This window comes from Caloranaerobacter longqiensis (genome assembly GCF_050286925.1).
In the GTDB taxonomy this organism is placed as follows: Bacteria; Bacillota; Clostridia; order Tissierellales; family Thermohalobacteraceae; genus Caloranaerobacter.
Map to the genome: position 1 here is coordinate 259,420 of NZ_JBFWFX010000001.1, position 18,557 is coordinate 277,976.

Genomic DNA, 18,557 nt, shown 5'->3' on the forward strand with positions numbered 1-18,557 from the left:
AATGGGATACGAAAATGTTATTTTTCCTAAAAGAACAAAGTTTTTAGTAACAGGTGCTGCAGGATTCATTGGTTCTAATCTTGTTGAAGCATTACTTAATATGGGATATAAAGTTCGTGGCCTTGATAATTTTTCAACAGGGAAAAAAGAAAACGTAGAAGAGTTTATTGATAATCCTAACTATGAATTTATTGAAGGAGATATTCGGGATTTTGAAACTTGTTTAAGAGCATGTGATGGAATTGATTATATTCTTCATCAAGCTGCTTTAGGATCAGTTCCGCGTTCAATGAAAGAACCATTAATCTATGAGGACAATAATATTAAAGGTACTTCTAATATGATGGAAGCAGCTAGACAAGCAGGAGTAAAACGGTTTGTTTATGCTTCATCTTCATCAGTTTATGGAGATTCGAAAAAACTTCCCAAAGTAGAAGGTGAAGAAGGAAATTTATTATCGCCTTATGCTTTGACGAAGAAGGTAAATGAACAGTACGGTAAGCTTTATACAGAAGTTTATGGGTTGGAATGTATAGGTTTAAGATATTTTAATGTGTTTGGACATAGACAAGATCCGCATTCACAATACGCTGCTGTAATTCCTAAATTTATTAAAGCTTTGAAAGATGGTAAACAAGTCGAAATTTATGGAGACGGAGAGCAATCACGAGATTTTACATATATAGAAAATGTCATTGAAGCAAATCTAAAATCTTGTCTAGCACCAAAAGAAGCTTGTGGACAAGCTTATAATATTGCGTATGGTGAAAGATTTACTGTAAATCAGATGTATAATTTAATGTGTGAACAGTTAGGCATTAGTTTGAAACCTAAGTATGTAGCACCACGTCCTGGAGACATCAGACATAGCTTGGCTGATATAACTAAGGCTAAAAAGCTATTAGGTTATAGACCAGATTGGAATTTCACTAAAGGTTTTGTAGAGGTCATAGAGTGGTATAAAGAAAATTTATAAATAGAAAATTAGGTGACATTAATATGCATAGAATATTACACATAATAACAGGTTTAAATGGTGGCGGAGCAGAAAATATGCTTTTTAAACTATTGAAATATTCAAACAAAGAAAGATATTATCATGAAGTGATTTCTCTTATGGATAAAGGAATATATGGTGAAAAAATACAAGAATTGGGAGTGAAAGTTCATTGTTTAAGGATTAGTAAAAGAAATATGGTTTCGGCTCTAATAAATGCTAGAAACATATGTAAAGGATTTGATATTATTAATACTTGGCTTTATCACGCTGATATTTTTGGGTTTATAGTAGCCAAAATATTATTAAACAAAAAACTTATTTGGAACATTAGACATAGCAACCTAGAAAAAGAAGCGAATAAACCCAGAACATTAAAAATAATAAAAATAAATTCTTTTTTATCTAAGTATGTTGATTGTATAACCTATAACTCTAACAAAGCCTTGGAAAATCATATAAAGTTTGGTTATGTAGATAAAAATTCAGTAGTTATACCCAATGGTTTTGAATTAGATAAGTTTAAGTTTGATTTGGAAAATAGAATTAGAATTAGAAAAGAATTAGAATTAGATGAAGAACAAAAAGTCATTATTACAGTAGGAAGATGGGATGTACAAAAAGATTACTATACTTTATTAAAAGCCCTTAATGAACTAAAAAAACATAACAATAATTTTAAGATGATTATGTGTGGAACTAATCTTGATTATTCAAATAAAGAACTAACAGATTTAATTGATAAATATGAATTAAGAGAAAATATTATTTTGTTAGGGAGAAGAGAAGATATTCCTGCATTACTATCAGCAGCAGATATTTATGTTTCTTCATCTTTAGGAGAAAGTTTTTCAAATGCTATAGGTGAAGCTATGGCTTGTGAATTACCATGTGTTGTTACTGATGTAGGAGATTCAAAGATAATAGTGGGGGATACTGGAAAAGTGGTAGAGGCTAAGAATTATATTAATTTATCTAGTTCAATATTAAGTTGTTTAAACGATTCGCATTTGGAAGAAATAGGTAAGAAAGCTAGATTAAGAATAATAAGAAACTATGATATAAAAACTATCGTTAAATTATATGAAGCTAATTTCTTTAATTAGCCTATAAATCCTAAAGGCTAAAGCTAATTATTTAGATTGTGTTTTATTGGGTAATAAGGAGGAAGAATTTGTGGTAGTGTTTATTGCAGTATTTGGTGGATTGTTACTTTCTCTATTTATCTATTTAAGTATATTTGCTTGGCTAGTTAGTTATAAAAAAAAATTTGAAATGATAGATTGGTTTTTGGTTGCTATAGCTACATTTAATGGTCTTGGATTTGGTTTCGTCATGTGGGCTACATACGAAGGAAATAATACTTATATTTGGACTCCTTGGATAATGAGTTATGATAGTACACTGACGATTATTTATCTTATAACAAATATTATATTCATAGCAGCAGTTTTTTATGGCTGGCAATTAGCAAAAAGTATTTTTAATTCACCAACAATACAAATGAAAAAAAATGAAACAGTATCAGGTAAACAACAGTTTTTTTTAAAAAAGCTAAAGGTAGTTGCATGGTTAATGCTATTTATTGCAATAATAACTTATTGGATTTACACAAAACCTTATGGAGGTTTTATCGGATTGTTGGCTTATTCCAGGGCTATACGTTCTGGAATTAATGTAATTCAAAATAAGTATAGCTTTTTTCAAAGGTTTGGAAGTTTTGCATTTTTTTCATCCTATGTTTTTTTTGGTTTTTTAATTGACAAAGATAACAAAAACTTAAAGAAAAAGTCTAGTTTTATTGGATTTATTATTTCTTTATTGTTTTCTATTTATGTACTTTATAGTTGGGTTGGAAGAATAGCATTTGTTGTGTATTTATTAACTTTTTTACTAGGCTATACTTTGTACACCTATAAATCTATATTTGGCTTTATTAGAAAAATAATTACTTTATTTATAACTGGACTAATAGCAATAGTGCTTTTCGATAAAATTTTAAAGCGTACGTATGAAGGAGTGGGTGTTATTAAATTATTTACTAAGGAATTATCCTTTCCTATAGCCTCTTATGTTGTTCAATTCAACTTACAAGAATATAGGTGGTTTAAAGACATTATAGCAGCTCCTCTCTATATATTACCTATGAAAATTTGGTCTGGAATACTTAATATAGAAACGGCTTCTACATTTAATACTATTGCCTTTCTCGGGGCACGGAAGGGAGAGGCGGGAATAACAGGTTCAATACCTGTTGATATGTTAACATTTTCTATGATGCAAGGTTCTATTTTAGGAATAGTATTGGTAGGTTTAATTTGGGGAGTATTGTTATTTTTTTTAGAACGTCTTATTAACTGTATACCAGTAAAAAGTGTTAAAACAGTTCTTTATAGTTATATGATCTTGAATGTCGTAGTTCTAAGTGTTTTATATGGAGATCCTAAGCATATTATCGTTAGGAATTTTGACACTATCATGGGACTAATAATATTGTGGTTTGTATCAAAAATTAGATATAAAATAGTTTATAAAAGGTAAAATGCAGATATTGAAAAGTTACTACTAAATATAAGTGGGTGGTAATAATATGAAAAAAAAAATAGCTTTCATTCTTCCTTCTTTAGGAGGTGGTGGTTCAGAAAAAGTTGTAATTAATATTATTAAATACTTAAATAGAAATAAATATAATATCAGATTAATTGTTATAAATCTTAAAGGACCGTATATAAAAGATCTTCCCGATGATATTGATATTGTGAATCTGGGTCATAAAAGACTGAGATATTCGTTTGTAGATCTTGCAAAAGAATTAATTAGATTTAATCCAGATTATGTCTTTTCGACACTTGGGTATTTAAATTTTGGGATAATAGTGATAGTTAAATTATTCAAATTAAAATCTCATATTATTATAAGAGAATCATCTACTCCTTCAAAATATATAGAAAGGTTACCTACAATAAGAAAGTATTTATTTAGTTACCTATATAAAATATTATATAATAGAGCAGATATTATTGTTGCTCAATGTGACATTATGAAAGAAGATTTAATTAACAACTTTAATATTAATGCAACTAAAGTAAAAAGAATATACAATCCAATCGACATAGAGAATATAGTAATTAAAGGTAGTGAATTTAATCCTTATGATGATAGATATGTAAATGTAGTTGCAGTTGGTAGGTTGGTTTATGCAAAAGGTTATGATATTTTATTGCATTCAATAAAAAAGTTAATGGATATAATTCCAAACATTAAACTTTATATAGTAGGCGATGGTCCTTTAAGAAATGATTTAATAAATTTAGCTTATGAATTAGGAATTAATGAAATTACAGAATTTATTGGATTTGTTAAAAATCCATATCCATATATAAAAAATGCTCAACTATTTGTGCTTTCTTCAAGATGGGAAGGATTTCCTAATACATTACTTGAAGCTCTGGCATGTGGAACTAAGTGTGTTGCAACTAATTGTATGAGTGGCCCAAAAGAAATATTAGGTGATAATGAATATGGATTTTTAGCGGAAACTGAAGACTCAAAATCACTATATTTGAATATGCTAAAATGTTTGAGTAGTGAGAATAGAACAAAGAATAGAGCAAAGGATTTTGATATTAAAAAAATTATTCATGAATATGAGAAAATATTCGATAATTAGAATAATTTGAATTAATGTGATAAATAAGAGTAGGGTAGTATTGCTCATTAAGTTAAAAATTTACCTTTTAGCAGGGGAATATTTTATCATTAACGTCAAGTTAAAATAATCGATATAAAAATAAAAAATGAGGTTGTATAGTATTATGAAAAATAATAAAATACTTTTATTTATAAAAATAAGAAAAGAATTTATCTTATTTTCGTTACTTAGAGTATTAATTATGATATTGGGGCTAGTTACTAATATATTTATTGTAAGAAAACTAAGTGTTAATGATTATGGGATATTTTCAGTTGCATTTATGTTAGTAGGACTGGTTACTACATTTGGATTTAGTTGGAGTTCTTCTTCTATTTTATATTATGGAAGTAAAGAGAAAGCTAGGTATGGTAGTATAAATAAAACATTTTGGGCAAGAAATATAATTATTGTTTTTAGTATAATTATTGTAACATTAATATTTATAGTATTTAGTAAAGAAATTAATAGCTATATAGGTTTAGATGTATCTTTTCTTATATTAATTTGGCTTTATGTTAGCGTAACTGAAGATTATTTGAGTAAATATTTTTTAGCTATTAATAAACAAATTTTGTCAGTAATGTTATCGGTTACTGCTAAAATTGTTTATTTGATTTTAATTTTTATTATTCAATTTGATGTAAGAAGTCTTTTTTTGCTAAATATAATAAGTCAAGCTACTGTTATTTTCTATATTCTAAAAATAAACAAGAAAGATATTGGGAGATTTGAATTTGATAGATTATGGTTTAAAGAAATTTTAGATTTCTCGTTGTGGCAATTGTTTGGTTTTTCAGGTATCTATTTAATTAATTTTGGTGATACAGCTGTTATAAAATATTTTATGACAACAGAGGATGTGGGTATATATAATGCTGCATATAAACTATTTAATGCAATAGTTGGTTTTTCTTTTGTAATATCCAACTATTTCGCATCTAATATATCTTTATATTATGAAAAAAAGGATTATAAAAAGATCAAGAATTTTTTTTATAAAGAAAGATTTATTATATTTGCAGCTAGTATAGGAGCCCATATCATAACAATAATTTTTTCAAAGCAAATAATTGTTTTGCTTTACGGTGATCGATATATACAAGCATCAGAGATATTTTATATATTAATGATTGGCAGTATATTTAGTTACTTATCCGTATTTTATTTTTTATACTATAATATTAATAAGAAATATAAAATTCTACAAATACTTAATATTTTTCAAGCAATATTAAATATAACTTTAGATATTATTTTTATTAATTGTTTTGGTATAATTGGACCAGCTATAGCAACGACAAGTTCTATAATTATAACATCTACCTATTCAATTGTTTATTGTGAGAAAAGAATTAAGAAGGATACATTAATGAGTTAGAGGTGATTAAAATTTGCGGAATATGTGGTTTTTATCATAAAAAAATTTTAGAAGAAAAAATATTGTATAATATGAACCAAACTATTCATCATAGAGGTCCTGATGATGAAGGATATTATATTAAAAGTTTTGATAATGGCTACCAATTAGGTTTAGCCCAAAAAAGACTTTCGATAATTGATTTATCACGGTTAGGACATCAGCCAATGCTCAGTCAAGACGGAAACATTATAGTTGTTTTTAATGGAGAAATATATAATTTTCAAGAGTTAAAGAAAAAACTTATGTCAAAGGGCTACACTTTTAAATCAAATACGGATACAGAGGTTATAATTTATGCATATAAGGAGTGGGGTATTGATTGTGTTCATCAATTTAATGGCATGTTTGCCATAGCTTTATATGATAAATGGAAAGATGAACTGTATTTAATACGAGATAGAATGGGAATCAAACCTTTATATTATTACTATAATGAAAAAGATTTAGTATTTGCTTCAGAACTTAAACCAATAATGATGTATCCATATTTTCATAAGGAAATTAATATGCATGCTTTAAATATGTATCTTCATCATCAATATATTGCTGCCCCACATACAATTTTTAAAAATACGTATAAATTGACCCCAGGTTGTTATTTAAAATATAAAAATGGACAAATTTCAGAAGTTGAATATTGGAGTATCAGCGATAAATTTGCGAATAAAAGGACTAAAGAATTTAAAAATGAAAAAGAATACATTAAAGAATTAGATGATTTGTTACTAGATTCTGTAAGCCTTAGAATGATTAGCGATGTTCCTTTAGGAGGTTTTCTAAGTGGTGGGATTGATTCTTCTTTAGTTGTTGCTCTAATGCAAAAAGTATCTTCTAGTCCTGTTAAGAGTTTTACTATTGGATTTGAAGAAGATAGCTTTAATGAAGCATTATATGCCAAAAAAGTAGCAAAATATCTGGGTACAGAACATCATGAAACTTATTTATCAGTTAATAAAGCTAAGGAGCTTATTGAGAAAATACCCACCTTCTATGATGAACCATTTGCAGACAGTTCTCAATTGGCAACTATGTTGGTGAGCATAATTGCGAAACAACATGTTACTGTTATCCTATCGGGTGACGGTGGAGATGAATTGTTTTGCGGATATAGTCGATATGATAATATAATCAGACTCAAAAAATATATGAAAATTTCCAAAATCTTAAATAAAGTAGATAATATCCTGCCTCTAAAAAACTTTTTCTTTAAATATAATTTTAATAGAAATTATATTAAATTATTTAACTTAGATAGCGAAAATTCTATTATCAATTCAGATTATTTAACTTTCAAAGATATTTATAAGAACCTTACTTTATACCCATATAATTTAGATAGTAAGTATTTTGACATATTAAAATTGTCGAATAATTTTCAAGAAAAATATATGTTGCAAGATATGATAATATACCTTCCTGATGATATATTAACGAAAGTAGATCGTGCTTCTATGTCAGTAAGTTTAGAAGCAAGAACACCGTTACTAGATTATAGAGTAGTTGAGTATGCATTAAATCTGCCTCATCATATGAAGTATAAGAATAGTATTAAGAAATACATATTAAAAGAAATTTTATATAAATATGTACCAAAGAAATTAGTAGATAGACCAAAAAAGGGTTTTGGAGTACCAATATATAAATGGCTTCATGATGATTTTAGGGGATATAGTAAGAATTTTTTTGATAAAAGTTACATTAAATCTCAAGAAATATTTAAGTTTCAAGAAATTGATAAAATTATATATCAATTCAAGAACAAACCGGATCCGAATATTGATAAATTGATGTGGACCTTACTAGTTTTTCAGATGTGGTACGATCAATATATGAATTAAAATTTTAAAATTAAGCATTAGAAAACATTAAAATCCTATTTAAATATATAAAAAGGAGCATTCCTGTAATAAAAAATATAGGATTGGATAAAAAAAGAACCTCCTGTTAAAATACTAGTTGTCAGATATACCAACACACAAGTCTGACACCAAAGTAATTTAACAAGGAGGTTTAGAGATGAAAAAAAGACTAATTAAGATGTATTCTAGTATGATGTTTACAAAAAATATTTGTGTAGGAAAAGATACTAAAGTTTTGACTAGTATTAAAATCTCGGTACTGAACTGTATTTAGTTGAATAGGGGATAATTGTCTTATAACTTCTGGTATAAAATTTATTACTCATGATGGGTCAGTATCTGTTGTCTTCAAATATACTCAGGGTCTATAAATGGGAGATGTGTATGGGAAATACAATAAATTCCATAGGATCATTATTAAAGACAATTGCTTTATTGGGGTTAACAGTATAATACTACCAAATGTTACAATTGGCCCTAACAGTGTTGTTGCAGGCTCGGTTGTGATGAAAGATATGCACCAAACACTGCTGTTGATGGTAATCCTGCTAAAGTCAAGGAATCAAGGGAAGGAACCAAGGGGATGGTACTTGTGGTCATTAACGAAAGAGGAATAGTAAAGTCAATGAACAATTGACAATTAAAAACATGCAGGAATTTGATATCAAATGGATAAAAATAAAATAATCATCATACTATCATGGATGGGCGTATTATTATGGCTTGTCCTTATATTTTGCCTATCAGCTCAACCGGCAGCAGAGTCAAATGGACTAAGTAAAAAAGTTACACAATTTATTATTGAAAATATAGGTTGATTAGTTGTATTAGATATTGAAAGTAGCACTACAATAGATTTAGTATTAAAATTTAATCATATAGTACGGAAATTTGCTCATTTTGGTATTTATTTTGTCCTTGGGTTATTGGTGACGAATGCGTTTGTGAGAAGTGGAGTTAAGGGTTTTAAAGCATTTATATTTTCTCTTGCATTTTGCATTCTTTACGCAGTAATAGATGAAATACATCAGCTATTTGTACCTGGCAGATGTGCGCAGGTGACAGATGTTTTGATTGATAGTGTTGGCGCTTTTGGGGGAATTGGGATGTATGAAGTGCTAGGGATAGTAAGAAGAAATTTTTATTAATAAATAAATTAATAAATAAAGAGATTAAACAGTTTGAAGATTAGGTTTTTAAAAAAACCAAATTATAAAAGGGGTTTTAGCTATGCAAAAAAAATTAAGAACCATATATTTAATTATAATAGACGTAGTTTTAATCAATTTAGCTTTTTATCTGGCTTTTTACTTAAGGTTTGATGGAATTTTACCATCTGAATACTTTCCTAAGTATTTAGATAATATTTTGGCTATAACTGTTATTAAAATATTTGTATTTTACTACTTTAAACTTTATAAAAGTCTATGGAAGTATGCGAGTGTAGAAGAACTTGTTCAGATAGTAGTAGCAACAGTAGTAGCTAATGCTGCAGTATTGAGTTATCTATTTATAAAACAGATTCATTTACCAAGGAGCATATATATACTTGTAACTATGATTGATATGATGTTAATTGGAGGAATTCGTTTTAGTTATAGAATATTAAGAAGGGTAAAAAATAGAGATTTTAAAATAAGTAGTAATGAAAAAAGGATTATGATTATAGGTGCAGGCGATGCTGGAGCAATGGTTATAAGAGAGTTAAAAAACCATAAGGAGTTAAATAGCAAACCAGTTGCTATAATAGATGATGATGAAAAGAAGGAAGGTCAAAGGATAAATGGCGTTCCAGTATTAGGGCAAAGATGGGATATAGTGAGTGTAGCTAGAAAGAAAAAGATAGATGAGATAATAATTGCGATTCCATCTGCTAGCAAGAAGGATATTAGAGAGATTGTTGAAGAATGTAAAAGAACGAAATGTAAATTAAAGATACTTCCTGGAATGTTTGAACTTATTGATGGCAAAGTTACTATAAATGATATAAGAGATGTTCAGATAGAAGATTTATTAGGTAGAGAACAAGTCAAATTAAATATTGAAGAGATAAGTGGCTATTTGAAAAATAAAAAGGTGTTAGTTACTGGTGGCGGAGGGTCTATTGGTTCAGAACTATGTAGACAAATAGCTAGGTTTAAACCTAATGAGCTTATTATTTTGGATATATATGAAAATAATGCTTATGATTTACAAAATGAATTAAAGAGGAAGTATAAAGATTTAAACTTAAAAGTAGTTATTGCTTCTGTTAGAGAAAAAGAGAGAATAGAAGAGATTATGGAAAGGTTTAAACCTGATGTAATATTTCATGCTGCAGCTCATAAACATGTGCCATTGATGGAAGATAATCCAAAAGAAGCAGTAAAGAATAATGTTTTTGGTACGCTAAATGTCGCTCAAGCAGCGGACAAGTATGGTGTTGAAAAGTTTGTTTTGATTTCTACTGATAAAGCAGTTAATCCTACAAATGTAATGGGAGCAACAAAGAGAATATGTGAAATGATTGTTCAATCTATAGACAAAGTTAGTAAAACTGAGTTTGTAGCAGTAAGATTTGGAAATGTATTAGGCAGTAATGGTAGCGTTATACCTTTATTTAAAAAGCAAATTGCAGAGGGTGGTCCTGTTACTGTAACACACCCAGAGGTTATAAGATATTTTATGACTATTCCAGAAGCAGCACAACTTGTTATTCAGGCAGGTGCTATGGCACAAGGTGGAGAAATATTTGTATTAGATATGGGAGAGCCTGTTAAAATTGTTGATTTAGCAAGGGATTTGATAAAATTATCAGGTTTTGAGCCTGATGTTGATATACCTATAGAGTTTATAGGCTTAAGACCGGGCGAGAAATTATATGAAGAATTACTATTAGATGAAGAGGGGATAACATCAACAAGACATGAGAAAATATTTATTGGTAAGCCTACATTTAATGATTATAAGTTATTAATTAAGAAATTGGACAACCTTAAAAATGTTATGAATAGCTGTAGTGATGATGAATTGAAAAATTACATATCTGAAATAGTTCCAACATATAAACGTGTAGATTATGGAAAATGCGATTTAATGAAAACATCTTCAGTTGAGATAGCAGCTAGTAAATAGTTTCGAAAAATCGGGGGTGAAATTATGTCAATCAAAAAAGCTATAATCCCAGCTGCAGGTTTGGGAACAAGATTTTTACCAGCCACAAAGGCACAGCCTAAAGAGATGCCGCCTATAGTAGATAAGCCTACTATACAGTATACATAATAGAAGAAGCTATTAAATCTGGTATTGAAGATATTCTTATAATCACAGGTAGAAATAAAAGAGCTATTGAGGACCATTTTGACAAATCAGTCGAACTTGAATTAACTCTTGAGAAAAAAGGAAAAGATGATTTACTACATCTAGTACAGGATATATCTAATATGGTAAATATACACTACATAAGACAAAAAGAACCTAGAGGATTAGGACATGTTATATACTGCGCAAAATCTTTTATAAAAGACGAACCATTTGCAGTACTATTAGGAGACGATATAGTAGATTCTCCTAATAAACCATGTCTTAAGCAGCTAATATATGTATACAATGAGTATAAAACTACAATATTAGGAGTACAAGAAGTAGCAAAAGAAGATGTAAGTAAATATGGTATAGTTTCAGGTATGCATATAGAAGACGGTGTGTATAAGGTAAAGGATTTAGTAGAAAAGCCTCCTGTAGAAAAGGCTCCATCAAATATAGCTATTCTTGGAAGATACATAATAACCCCAGAGATTTTTGAAATCCTTGAGAATACTAAACTAGGTGCTGGTGGAGAGATTCAGCTTACAGATGCATTAAAAAGAACTTGCTAAAAGATAGGCTATGTATGCATACGTTTTCGAAGACAAAAGGGATGATGTTGGAAATAAATTAGGCTTCTTGCAAGCAACAGTAGAGTTTGCATTAAAACGTGATGATTTGAGAGACGATTTTAGAGCATATTTATTGGATTTATTGAAGAATGAAAATAATTTGCTGCACACTAAAGAAGCAGTTGTTGGGAAAGAGTAAAATTAATATATAAACAATGTTATTAAAATTTGCTGCAGATAATTTGTTATTTTAAGGATTTCAAAGGAAATTCATTTGGTATAGTTGAAAATTACCATTAGTAGATTTTTAGATAAATTAGCTCAAACAGATGAGCTTGAAAAACTATTTCATGAGTTAGTAATAAAAGCAAAAGAATTAAATATTATAGATGGCGATAGCGTAGCTATTGATTCAACTAAATTAAATTCTTATGAGGTTGCAAAGCAAAAAAAACTATAGTAGATGATGGAACAAACCCTAACTGGGGAATGAAAAAAGATACTAATGGCAATAACATAAAGTGGCTTGGTTGGAAACTACATATAATATGCGACTGTAAAAGTGAATTGCCAATAGATATATTAATTACTCCAGCTAGTACTTATGATGGTACTGTAGCAATACCTTTAATAGAGCAATTTTTAGGTAATTATAAAGGTATTTTAAAACCTACTCATTATTCTATGGATTCTAGATATGATTTTGAATATATCTATATTGACATAATAAATAAATTCAATGGAATTCCAATAATTGCTTACAATCCTAGAGGAAGCTATGCTCCACCCGAAGGTCTTGATGAAGATTTTAACCCAATCTGCTCCGCAGGATATAAGTTAGTTTATTGGGGCAAAGACGGAAATTGTCTCAAATTCAGATGTCTTCATGCTTCAGGTAAATGCAATTGTCCCTTTGGGATGAATTGGTGCTCATCATCTAACTAAGGATATACTTTAAAAATCAATTATAAAGAAAATCCAAGAATATATAGTTATCCATTAAGATCCTCTAGTAAGTGGCAAAAACAATATGATAAAAATATCAGTTGAAAGATGCAATAGTAGACTTAAAAAATATCTTAATTTAGACAATATTAGATCTAAAGGTATTAAAAAAGCTAAAGTTCATGCACTACTAAACTGTATAGCACTTGTTGCAGGAACTATTTCTTTAAACATAAGCAAAACATTAAACAAAACTGCTTAACGGCAAATATTTTAATTAAATTTTTAAGTAGGACATTGTAATCAATTCAATTAAAATTAAATTTTAAATTTAAAATCTTATTTTTAATGAGCTATCGCTCTATGTTCAATTTTTTTAGTTCTAAAAAATCAATTATACAATTTACTCTATTTATTATTATAGAAATAATAGATTATATTATTATTTTAAGTTAATATAAAAATTAAAGATATATAAATAGAAAATAACACCATTAATATCGAAACATAGAATATAATTGTGACATAGCAGATTTATAAATTATGTATGAAACAACTAATGTTTATTAGGTATTATTTTATTATAAGGAGCTAGTACCTTCACTTCATGGATAGATTGCATAATAGATAACGTGATCCAGAGGGACATTAAAAGGTAAATCAGAGAATAAAAAAGTGAGATACCTACATAAGATTTTTATAAGCCATATGGGGGAATAAGGAAACTTTATCACTTGTTTTTAGTATATATGGTCATTAAATCCAATAAAATAACAAATATTTAAACAAAATACAATATATCTGTTTTAAAGTATTGTTTTAATCTTTATTTAAAAATTAAATATAATAGTAATTCTAAGAAATGTCAAAAAATGGGATAATCAATAAAATATAGGAAGAGGAGAGAGATTTATGACTTTTGGTATGATTGTAGAATTATTTGGTGTATTGACTCTTTGTATTGCAGTTATTCTTTTAGTAGTATCGATGATTAGACAAAAAAGAATATATAAAAAAGCTGACGAGAAATACATAACTGATATTAAATTATTAATTTCTAATTTAAAAAAATCTGAAGAAATGCAATTAAAATTTAAAGAAGATATTTTAAAAGAATTAAAAGAAATTAAAAACAAACTTGATATGAAAAAATAAAACCACTGAAGTCAGTGGTTTTATTTTTAAATTGCAGCCACACGTTCAGCAAGGAGTGTAAATAATCCATCCGCTGCTAACGCCGTTGCAACAGAAATTGTTATAGCTCCACTTGCAATAGCTATAAGAATTGTAATAGCTGCGACTAAAGCAATAACTCCTACTGCTAATCTTTTAATTTCATCCCAGTCTGTTTTGATTGAAAAAGTAAGTCTTGCAAAAGCTTTTGTTTCTGGTTTATATGGCGGAATTCCGATATGGAACTTGTCTTGGATTTCTGCTCATACAATTTCGATACTTCCATTAATACCTACATCTATTCGACCAGTTGTAAAAGTAACATCTTCAAAGCCTAATTCTTTCAATTTTTTAGCAATTGTATCTCCTAATAGTGGTAAATCTTTTACTGCATGTGGTAAGTCAATAGATGAACCACCTATACTAATGCCATCAAAAAAGCCATTGCTAAAGTTAATAGTACCTATTCCATAAGTATCAGCTGAATGCTCTGTATTAACTAATTCTGTTCTAAGTTTTAAGTTAAGGGTGTTTATGTTAATCGAAAAGTCTCCACGATATTAATTGAAAATTCCCCCACTTCAAGAAAAAGTACCATTATTTTAATTCCAGTAGAATTTACATGGAGAAGCAGGTATGGTAGCCTATTGAAATTGGCTAAGCCTTTTATTTACTAGTTTGCCATATATACCATACTTGCAGAGGATCCATGTCAATTCACCAATATAGATTCCATATTTGTTATTTATTTACTGGGGAATTTTCGATTGAAAAATGGGGGATTTTTCAACTGTGAAATGCATTTTTCTATTACAGTTAGAAAATGTTTAGATTTTGAACCTTTTATTGAAGTACAGCGAAGATATCTTAAGGAGAGATTGTTAAATGATTAATAAAAATGTTTTGTTAAAGAGAATTGAAAAGGCAAAGGAATATATAAACCATATTATCGCTGATGAAAATTTAGGGAAGGTTGAATTTTTCCAAAAATATCATATGAAAATAAATATACTGGAGATAAATTAAAAGATGTATTTATAAAGATTATAGGTTTTAGAAATATTTTAGTTCATGATTATCTTGATGTCGATTTAGATATAGTTTATGAAGTTATTGATAAAGACCTTATAGATTTAGAAAAAATTATTAAAGAATTTGCAAAATTACTTTAAATGTGCTTAATGATAAAAATTATTATTTTAATGAAGATGTTATGATACTAATTAAAACAATAAAGAAGGATATTGAAAGTTCTGAAAAAATAATGACAGTTGAAGAGGTAAATCAGTTATATTCAAAATTACAGAAATATGCATTGGCTGATGGAACAGTTAAAAAGGCTCATGTTGATAATATTCAAAAAATTTTTTGACATAATCCAAATAAACATCTTTTCGTAAGGTATAAATAAAAGATTGAGTTTATTGAAGGTGATATAAAAGCGATAAGAAAAGATAATGTGTTTACTCTGATTATAAAATAGAACTAAAATAGGGTCAGGTTTGAAAAATTTCCATTTAAAAAGGAAAATTTCAAACTGACCCTATTTTATTATATCCATTGAATACGAGTGAGTATATTAGATTAAGCAGTTATTTTACTTACTATTTCAATCGATATTTGTATTTTATGAAAAAATTTTTGAAAATTTTTAAAATATGGCAGGGATTTTATTTAGAGAGTCGAAAGATTTATTTAAGTAAAATTAACAAGTGCAAAAGGTGGGATTTAAATTGGAAGAAAAAATTAAAAAAGTGCTGTCTATTTTAAAAGAAAAAGGAGTTGATTACGCTGATATTAGAATTGTAGATACGATTAAAGAAAAGATTAGCACAGAAAATCTTAAAGTACAGGATTTAGAAAATTCTAGAAGTAAAGGGGCAGGAATAAGAGTAATATTAGACGGATCACTGGGCTTTGCAAGCACACAAAATTTTGAACAATTAGAAGAGACTGCATTAAAAGCACTAGAGATTGCGAAGAGCAGTAGATTATTGCAAAGGGAAAAAATAAAACTTGCACCAAAGGAAGTTGTTGTTGACCATTATGAAACTAAAATTGAAATTGATCCATTTACTGTATCAAAATCAGAAAAAATCAAGCTATTATTCGATGCAGAAAAAGCGATGAGAAAAAGTGCTAAGCTTATTCGAACTAATGCTACAATGGATTTTCAAAAACAGGAAAAGATATTTGCAGACACAGAAGGGAGCTACATTACTCAACTGCTTTACGAGAGTGGAGGGGGAATAGTTGCAACTGCAAGAAATAACGGTATAACAGAGATAAGAAGTTATCCTAATTCATTTAGGGGTAATCATGGAACAGCAGGATATGAATATGTGCTTAAATTAGATTTAGTAGGACATGCTGAAAAAATAGCTAAAGAAGCAGTTATGTTAACTCATGCCGAGGAGTGCCCATCAGGATATTATGACATAATACTTGATGGGGGACAGCTAGCTTTGCAGATACATGAAAGTATTGGACATCCTATAGAATTAGACAGAGTTTTTGGTTCTGAAGCAGCATATGCAGGAATGAGTTTTCTTGGGGTAGAAATGATGGATAATTTTAAATACGGTTCTGAACATGTTACTGTAGTAATGGATGCTACAATTCCTACTGCACTTGGCACTTATGGTTATGATGATGATGGAGTAAAGGCTACAAGAGAAGTAATTATAGAAAAAGGAATTTTTAAAAACTTTATTTCATCAAGAGACACAGCAGTTAAAATTGGACGGATGTCTAATGGTAATAATCGTGCTGATGAGTGGTGGAACATTCCAATAGTTAGGATGTCAAATATTAGTTTAATGCCTGGAGACTTTGAGTTTGATGAATTAGTAAAAGGAATAGAATATGGTTTTTATATGGTTACTAATAAAAGCTGGAGTATAGATGATAAAAGACTTAATTTTCAATTTGCATGTGAAATAGCATATGAAATTAAAAATGGAGAATTTACTGGAAAAATTTACAGAAATCCAATTTATACAGGTATAACTCCACAGTTTTGGAGAAGTTGTGATGGAGTATGTAATAAAAAATATTGGAAGGTATATGGCACGCCAAATTGCGGTAAAGGACAGCCACCACAAACGGCTCATGTTGCCCATGGGGCATCACCAGCTAGATTTAGAAAAGTGAAAGTGGGTGTAAAAGATGTTAAGTAAAAAAGAAGCGTATAACATTATAGATAAAACGTTATCTCATTGTAACTATTATACAGAAATTTTTGTAACTGCTGAAGAAGAAGGACTAACAAGGCTTGCAAATTCACAAATACATCAAAATGTATTTAAGTATGATGTAAATGTAACAGTAAAAGTTATTGATGGAAAAAGAGAGTCAAAAGTTACTACAAATTTGTTGGATGAAAAGAGTTTAAAAAATGCGGTAAAAGAGGCTGAAGAAAACCTAAAGTTTTTACCTGAAGGCGAAGTTGAAATACCTAAACTTTCTGAACCAAAGGAAATAGTAAATGAAGAGTATGATGAACAAATATCGAAAAAATTTGACATCTCAAACAGGAGTAGATTATTAAAAAAGGGAGTTGAAATATTAGAAGATGAATTTACCGCTGCGGGGGCATTATCTTTAAAAAAATTTGTCTATGCAATTGGAAGTAGTACTGGAGCTAAAAGATATTCTAGGATAGATACTGTTAATTTTAATACAGTAGTTATGCATAAAGACGGTTTTTCTGGGTATGCTGCGCTAAATACTAATAAGGCAGAAGATTTAGATGTAGTTAAAGAAATAAAAACAGCATATGAAAAAGCAAAGTTAGGAATAAATCCTATTTCTATTAAGCCTGGCGAATATACAGTTATACTTGAACCTTTAGCTGTAGGAAATTTATTATCATTTATGAGCTATATAGGTTTTTCAGCAAGAAGAGTACAAACAGGGATGAGTTTTTTGACAGGGAAAATTGGGAAGAAAGTTTTTGGGGAAAATATAACTATAATAGATGATGTTAAAAATAAGAATACTCTTCCACTTAAATTTGATTTTGAGGGATATGAGAGAAAAAAATTAAACATAATTGAAAAAGGTGTAGCGAAAGAGTTAGCTTATGATGTACATAGTGCAGCTATAGATGGAGTTAGTACAACAGGACATTCTGTTGGCAGAAAAGAAATAGGTGGGGTTGCATTAAACTTGGTAATGAATAATGGAGAAGATACTTTAGAAGAGCTTATTAAATCTACAAAAAGGGGATTATTAGTAACAAGATTCCACTATATGAATGCTGTAGATCCGACTCAGGCACAGCTTACTGCACTTACGAGAGATGGCTTATATTTGATTGAAGATGGAGAAATAAAATCCGGTGTGAAAAATTTAAGATTTACTGAAAGTATGTTTAAAGTATTTAACAATGTAGTAGGTATTACTAAAGAAAGAAAGTGCCAGGATTCTTAGGTTTTAGTTATGTACCAGCATTAAAAATCGAGAACTTTCATTTTACAGGCAATGCATAAATAAACGAGGGTTAATACCCTCGTTTGTTTTATGTAGTATTTAAAATCCAAAAATTTCTTTAGAATTATTAAACAAATTGTTGGGTAACTTGAAGCAAAACGGTATAATTATAATAGAA

At 28.8% G+C, this 18,557-nt stretch carries 23 protein-coding genes; all 23 read left to right on the plus strand.

The window, feature by feature from the left end; genetic code table 11:
• The first annotated feature begins 1 nt into the window (after position 1).
• On the plus strand, positions 2-976 hold the full coding sequence (locus AB4Y15_RS01300) for an SDR family oxidoreductase (protein WP_427337952.1): 975 nt from the start codon (positions 2-4) through the stop codon (positions 974-976).
• A gap of 23 nt (positions 977-999) precedes the next feature.
• Positions 1,000-2,103, plus strand: coding sequence for a glycosyltransferase (locus AB4Y15_RS01305; RefSeq protein ID WP_427337953.1), 1,104 nt, complete (start codon positions 1,000-1,002; stop codon positions 2,101-2,103).
• Positions 2,104-2,173: 70 nt separating this feature from the next.
• Positions 2,174-3,538 (plus strand): O-antigen polymerase, encoded by a 1,365-nt coding sequence (locus AB4Y15_RS01310; RefSeq protein ID WP_427337954.1) that lies wholly within the window; start codon positions 2,174-2,176, stop codon positions 3,536-3,538.
• 49 nt (positions 3,539-3,587) lie between these two features.
• Complete coding sequence (locus tag AB4Y15_RS01315; RefSeq protein ID WP_427337955.1) at positions 3,588-4,667, plus strand: glycosyltransferase; 1,080 nt, start codon at positions 3,588-3,590, stop codon at positions 4,665-4,667.
• Between the two features lie 145 nt (positions 4,668-4,812).
• Positions 4,813-6,069: a lipopolysaccharide biosynthesis protein gene (locus AB4Y15_RS01320; protein WP_427337956.1), complete on the plus strand. Its 1,257-nt coding sequence runs from the start codon at positions 4,813-4,815 to the stop codon at positions 6,067-6,069.
• 2 nt (positions 6,070-6,071) lie between these two features.
• Complete coding sequence (asnB, locus tag AB4Y15_RS01325) at positions 6,072-7,949, plus strand: asparagine synthase (glutamine-hydrolyzing) (RefSeq protein WP_427337957.1); 1,878 nt, start codon at positions 6,072-6,074, stop codon at positions 7,947-7,949.
• Between the two features lie 392 nt (positions 7,950-8,341).
• Positions 8,342-8,587, plus strand: coding sequence for an acyltransferase (locus tag AB4Y15_RS01330; protein ID WP_427337958.1), 246 nt, complete (start codon positions 8,342-8,344; stop codon positions 8,585-8,587).
• 234 nt (positions 8,588-8,821) lie between these two features.
• Positions 8,822-9,118, plus strand: a complete 297-nt coding sequence (locus tag AB4Y15_RS01335) for a VanZ family protein (RefSeq protein ID WP_427338140.1) — start codon at positions 8,822-8,824, stop codon at positions 9,116-9,118.
• An 82-nt stretch (positions 9,119-9,200) separates the two neighbouring features.
• The gene (locus AB4Y15_RS01340) at positions 9,201-11,084 is read left to right on the plus strand and encodes a polysaccharide biosynthesis protein (protein ID WP_427337959.1); all 1,884 of its coding nucleotides are present in this window, start codon (positions 9,201-9,203) and stop codon (positions 11,082-11,084) included.
• Positions 11,085-11,108: 24 nt separating this feature from the next.
• Complete coding sequence (locus AB4Y15_RS01345; protein ID WP_427337961.1) at positions 11,109-11,231, plus strand: sugar phosphate nucleotidyltransferase; 123 nt, start codon at positions 11,109-11,111, stop codon at positions 11,229-11,231.
• A gap of 41 nt (positions 11,232-11,272) precedes the next feature.
• Positions 11,273-11,827 carry a UTP--glucose-1-phosphate uridylyltransferase gene (locus AB4Y15_RS01350; protein WP_427338142.1) on the plus strand — a complete coding sequence of 185 codons (555 nt, stop codon included), beginning with the start codon at positions 11,273-11,275 and terminating at the stop codon, positions 11,825-11,827.
• A 10-nt stretch (positions 11,828-11,837) separates the two neighbouring features.
• A complete protein-coding gene (locus AB4Y15_RS01355) occupies positions 11,838-12,026 on the plus strand; it encodes a hypothetical protein (protein WP_427337962.1) in 189 nt (62 codons plus the stop codon).
• Positions 12,027-12,110: 84 nt separating this feature from the next.
• Positions 12,111-12,287, plus strand: coding sequence for a hypothetical protein (locus AB4Y15_RS01360; protein WP_427337963.1), 177 nt, complete (start codon positions 12,111-12,113; stop codon positions 12,285-12,287).
• Positions 12,288-12,316: 29 nt separating this feature from the next.
• Positions 12,317-12,772, plus strand: a complete 456-nt coding sequence (locus tag AB4Y15_RS01365; RefSeq protein ID WP_427337964.1) for a transposase — start codon at positions 12,317-12,319, stop codon at positions 12,770-12,772.
• 85 nt (positions 12,773-12,857) lie between these two features.
• Entirely contained in the window at positions 12,858-13,034 is a 177-nt protein-coding gene (locus AB4Y15_RS01370; protein ID WP_427337965.1) for a hypothetical protein, read from the plus strand.
• A gap of 650 nt (positions 13,035-13,684) precedes the next feature.
• On the plus strand, positions 13,685-13,927 hold the full coding sequence (locus tag AB4Y15_RS01375; RefSeq protein WP_427337966.1) for a hypothetical protein: 243 nt from the start codon (positions 13,685-13,687) through the stop codon (positions 13,925-13,927).
• Between the two features lie 195 nt (positions 13,928-14,122).
• Entirely contained in the window at positions 14,123-14,419 is a 297-nt protein-coding gene (locus tag AB4Y15_RS01380) for a hypothetical protein (RefSeq protein ID WP_427337968.1), read from the plus strand.
• 293 nt (positions 14,420-14,712) lie between these two features.
• Positions 14,713-14,838 (plus strand): hypothetical protein, encoded by a 126-nt coding sequence (locus AB4Y15_RS01385; protein ID WP_427337969.1) that lies wholly within the window; start codon positions 14,713-14,715, stop codon positions 14,836-14,838.
• The gene (locus AB4Y15_RS01390; RefSeq protein ID WP_427337970.1) at positions 14,831-14,971 is read left to right on the plus strand and encodes a hypothetical protein; all 141 of its coding nucleotides are present in this window, start codon (positions 14,831-14,833) and stop codon (positions 14,969-14,971) included. The genes AB4Y15_RS01385 and AB4Y15_RS01390 overlap by 8 nt, the downstream gene beginning before the upstream one ends.
• 35 nt (positions 14,972-15,006) lie before the next feature.
• On the plus strand, positions 15,007-15,117 hold the full coding sequence (locus AB4Y15_RS01395) for a HepT-like ribonuclease domain-containing protein (RefSeq protein WP_427338144.1): 111 nt from the start codon (positions 15,007-15,009) through the stop codon (positions 15,115-15,117).
• 2 nt (positions 15,118-15,119) lie between these two features.
• Entirely contained in the window at positions 15,120-15,317 is a 198-nt protein-coding gene (locus tag AB4Y15_RS01400) for a hypothetical protein (RefSeq protein WP_427337971.1), read from the plus strand.
• 361 nt (positions 15,318-15,678) lie between these two features.
• Positions 15,679-17,124 (plus strand): TldD/PmbA family protein, encoded by a 1,446-nt coding sequence (locus AB4Y15_RS01405; protein WP_427337972.1) that lies wholly within the window; start codon positions 15,679-15,681, stop codon positions 17,122-17,124.
• Positions 17,114-18,379 carry a TldD/PmbA family protein gene (locus tag AB4Y15_RS01410; RefSeq protein WP_427337974.1) on the plus strand — a complete coding sequence of 422 codons (1,266 nt, stop codon included), beginning with the start codon at positions 17,114-17,116 and terminating at the stop codon, positions 18,377-18,379. The genes AB4Y15_RS01405 and AB4Y15_RS01410 overlap by 11 nt, the downstream gene beginning before the upstream one ends.
• The last annotated feature ends 178 nt before the right edge of the window (positions 18,380-18,557 follow it).